General features: G+C 60.3%; 3 protein-coding genes. All 3 read left to right on the top strand.

Translation table 11 applies throughout. The annotated features are described in order from the left end of the window. Positions 1–1,820, top strand: a 1,820-nt coding sequence (gene treZ / locus FJ398_26245; GenBank protein ID MBM3841386.1) for a malto-oligosyltrehalose trehalohydrolase, incomplete at its 5' end; no start/stop codon positions are given. A gap of 229 nt (positions 1,821–2,049) precedes the next feature. Continuing rightward, entirely contained in the window at positions 2,050–3,105 is a 1,056-nt protein-coding gene (locus tag FJ398_26240) for a Gfo/Idh/MocA family oxidoreductase (protein ID MBM3841385.1), read from the top strand. A 176-nt stretch (positions 3,106–3,281) separates the two neighbouring features. After that, entirely contained in the window at positions 3,282–4,355 is a 1,074-nt protein-coding gene (locus tag FJ398_26235) for a dihydrodipicolinate synthase family protein (protein MBM3841384.1), read from the top strand. Positions 4,356–4,549 lie beyond the last annotated feature (194 nt).

The raw sequence follows: 4,549 nt of genomic DNA, 5'->3' as shown, positions 1-4,549 counted from the left end.
TCGAAGTTCATCTTGTTGGCAGAGGAGAACGGTTCGCGCAATTGAGGGGCGCCAAGGACGGTTATCTCGCGGCGATTCTCAACGGAATCAAGCCCGGCGCGCGATACTTTTATCGGCTCGACGGCCGGCGCGAGTTCCCTGATCCGGCGTCCCGCCTCCAGCCCGCGGGCGTGCATGGACCGTCCGCGGTGATTGACCCGAACTTCACCTGGGATGACCAGGGTTGGACCGGCCTGCCGCTGCGGGATTACATCATCTACGAATTGCACGCCGGCACGTTCACGCGGCGGGGCACGTTCGACGCCATCGTTCCGCGGTTGGCCGAACTGAAGCGACTCGGCATCACCGCGATCGAACTGATGCCGATTGCTCAATTCCCCGGCGAGCGAAACTGGGGTTACGACGGGGTTTGTCCGTTCGCGGTCCAGAATTCCTACGGCGGTCCGGCCGGCTTGAAGCGTTTGGTCAACGCCTGTCATCGGCACGGGTTGGCCGTCGTACTGGACGTCGTGTACAATCATCTTGGCCCGGAAGGGAATTATCTGGGCCAATTCGCGCCGTATTTCTCGGACCGCTACCGGACGCCCTGGGGACCCGCACCGAATTTCGATGGGCCGCAGAGCCAGGAAGTCCGGCGTTACTTCCAGGAGAATGCGCTTTACTGGCAGACGGAATTTCACATCGACGCGCTGCGTCTGGATGCCGTGCACATGGTCCGCGATTCTTCGGCGACGCCGTTCTGGAAGGAACTCGCCGCGGTTGCTCAGCGGCAGGCCGAGCGCCTGGCGCGGAAGTTCCATTTGATTGCGGAAAGCGATCTCAGCAGCGTGCGCTTCGTCCAGCCACAGTCGCGGGGCGGCTACGGCCTGGATGCGCAATGGAGCGACGACTTCCATCACGCGCTCCACGGGTTGCTGACTGGCGAACGGACGGGCTATTACGCGGATTATGGGGGCCTGAGCCAGTTGGCGAAGGCGTATCGCGAAGGCTGTGTTTTCATGGGCCAATATTCGCGGTATCGCCGCCGGCGGCACGGTCAATCGCCTCGTGCGATCGGGGCGAAACAATTCGTGGTCTTTGCGCAAAACCACGATCAGGTGGGCAATCGGGTCGGCGGCGAGCGCCTCGGCCATTTGGTTTCGCTCGAATCGCAAAAACTGGCGGCGGCGGCCGTGCTGTTGTCGCCGTTCATTCCGATGCTGTTCATGGGCGAAGAGTATGGGGAACTCGCGCCGTTTTATTTCTTCATCAGCCACAGCGATCCGAATTTGATCGACGCGGTGCACCAGGGCCGTCGGCGAGAACTCACGGCGTTGCAGTGGCGAGGCGAGGCGCCCGATCCACAGGATTCGGGGACTTTTCAACGTTGCCGGTTACGCTGGGCGCTTCGGAAGCAGGGCGGACATCGAGCGTTGCGGGAGTTCTACGCGGAGTTGATTCGACTGCGAAAGGAACTCTCGGCCATACGTGACGCGAAGAAAAACAGGGTGCGCGTGCGGGCTTACCGCGCGGAAAATGTCTTGAACGTCCGTTACGGTTCGGACGCAGGCGAAGTCGTGTTGTTCCTCTGTTTTGCTGCGAGGCGAGTCACTGTGCGGACGTCCCTGGCGCCTGGACGATGGAAGGTTGAAATGAACTCGGCGTTGAAGCGGTGGAAGGGGACGGGTAGTTCAATCGGAGGAGAGATTGGGTCTCCTGGCACAGTCGCTTTGCCACTTGCGGCGAAGTCAGCCTTGCTTTTGAGGCGGAACAATTCCGTCAGGACTACGAATGAACCCAGCGCGGCTGACGCCGCAACCCAAATCGTTACATTGGTGTAGATTCGAGTTCATCCGTCGTTGCACAGAATTTGTTACAGGTTCCCGGCCAATGGCTTAAGCAGCTTCCAGCTATCTGGTATTCCGTGGCCGGCAAGGCCTTAGGACGTTAAAAAACCTTGAGCGAGCGCGATTTAGCGATTGACCGGCACGCTGGTGCGTCCTAGAAAATCACCCCCATCTAATCCAAGTCGCGGGACCGCCACTCTGCTGAGCCTGAACTCAAATTGTTATGCCTGGCCGACTTCGCTGTGCAGTCATAGGGACGGGCGCCATGGGGTACGAACATCTCAAGAGCCTCATCTCTTGCCCCCAAGCCGCCACCGTCGCCATCGCCGAAAGCGACCCCAAGCGCAGCAAAGAAGCTGCGGACCTGCTGAAAATCCCTCGCAGCTACAAGGATTACCGCGAACTCCTCGATCAACCGGACATCGATGCCGTCACGATTGCGCTGCCGAATTATCTCCATGCGCAGGTCGCGATCGAGGCCTTGCAAGCGCGCAAGCACGTTTTCCTGGAAAAGCCCATGGCGACAAACGCCAAAGCCGCGGCCAAGATTCTGGAGACGGCCAAGCGGATGCGTTGCGTGGTGATGGTCGCGCAGAATTTCCGTTTCCTCCGGCACACGCAACTCGCGAAGGAGATTCTCGAACGCGGCCAGATCGGAGAGGTGTATCACGCGCGCGCGTTTTTTCTCCGGCGGGCGGCAATCCCGCACATTGGCTCGTGGTTCACGCAAAAAGAATTGGCGGGCGGCGGCGCGACCTGCGATCTCGGCGTGCACATGCTCGATACGTGCCTGCACTTGCTGGGAGAGTTCGAGGCCCGGTCCGTTTCCGGGCAGGTCCATTCGAAGTTGGGTCCGCGCGGCGCCGGCAACGGGGAATGGGGCAAGAGCGCCATCGATTCGCCGCCGACGTTCGATGTCGACGACTATGGGGCGGCGTTGATCAAGCTGCGATCTGGCCGCAGTGTCATCCTGGAAACGAGTTGGGCAGCGTATCACGCGCCTTCTGCGCGCGAATACGGGATTGATCTGATGGGAACCATGGGCGGACTTTCCCTTTACCCGGCGCGGCTTTTCCGGGACGGGCCGAATGGCTGCGAAACGGTCGATTTGGTTTCTCCCAAACCGGCCTTTTCGGAAGACCCGCTTCACCATTTCGTCACCGGCATTCTCCAGGCGAAAAAGACGTTTTCAGCAGTGGAGGAGGCCGTGAGGGTCCAGCAAATCCTCGACGCGATCTACGCGTCCGCGTCCTCCGGCAAGGAAGTGGTGCTGAAGTAACGGCGCTGGCGCGGACAGGGCGGGTGGGGGAGTGGTGGAGTGGTGGAACACCAGCATTTCACCGCTCCATTACTCCATTACTCCACTACTCCGACACTCCGCTACTCCAACACAGTCGATCGGGGACGATTTTTGTCTCTTCAAGTTTTTTCGCCAACTCGGCAAGCTTGACTCCTATGGCCGAGTATCCGCTGCCTGCGAGCTGGGTTATTGACGGATTGCGCAAGGGTTTAGTCATCCCGGCGCATCCGCTCGCGTTGACCGGCACGAGAAAACTAGATGAGCGCCGCCAGCGCGCGCTGACGCGTTATTACCACGCTGCGGGCGCGGGCGGGATTGCGGTCGGGGTGCACACGACTCAATTTGAGATTCGGCGGCCCGAACACGGCCTGTTCAAGCCGGTGCTGGAACTGGCCGCCGGCACGGTCGCGGCGTGCGACAAAGCGGCAAATCGGAAAACAATTCGGATCGCTGGAATTTGCGGCCAAACCCACCAGGCCACGAGCGAAGCGGTCTTCGCGCGCGAGATCGGTTACGACGCCGGGCTTTTGTCGCTGGGCGCGATGCGTGACGTGGACGACGCCGGACTGATCGCTCATTGCGAGGCCGTGGCGCGGGAAATTCCGCTCATGGGCTTTTATCTGCAGCCCGCGGCCGGGGGGCGATTGCTTTCTATCGGTTTCTGGCGGCGTTTTGCCGCGATCCCGAACGTCGTGGCGATCAAGCTCGCGCCCTTCAATCGCTACCAGACACTGGATGTAGTCCGCGGTGTGGCCGAGGCCGGCCGCGCCGGAGAGATCGCTCTTTACACGGGAAACGACGACAACATTGTGCTCGATCTGCTGACACAATATGAAATTAGCGTGACCGGAAAAAGCGTGCGGCTTGGCCTGGTCGGCGGATCGCTCGGGCATTGGGCTTGCTGGACGAAGAAGGCGGTGGAATTGCTCGACCATTGCAGGAGGTTGCGTAGCGGGGCAGCGATTCCGCCTGAAACGCTCACGCTGGCCGCGCAAGTGACGGACGCGAACGCGGCCTTTTTTGATCCGTCCCACAACTTTGCCGGGTGCATTGCCGGCATCCACGAAGTGCTGCGGCGCCAGGGACTGCTCGCGAACATCCTTTGCCTGAATCCAGCCGAAACCTTATCGCCCGGCCAGGCGGAGGAAATCAACCGCGTTTATCTCGCTTATCCGCATCTCAACGATGATGAGTTTGTGAAGGCACACCTGGACGAATGGCTCGTGTAGCGCACAAGATCGAATCTGTAGCAGCCGACGCGACGCCGGCTGCTACAGGCAAAACGCGCGAACTAGCACATCGTTTTTGTGACAAGTAAACAATCACGGCAGCGTCTCCAGGGCGGTAAAGTTGCTCCAACGATGGACCACTGGTGCCTGGTTGATTTCCGCGACGCCCCGCAGAATGCGCTCTTTCATCTCCT

The organism is Verrucomicrobiota bacterium (genome assembly GCA_016871535.1).
In the GTDB taxonomy this organism is placed as follows: Bacteria; Verrucomicrobiota; Verrucomicrobiia; order Limisphaerales; family SIBE01; genus VHCZ01.
This window is presented reverse-complemented; position numbering and strand designations above follow the sequence as displayed.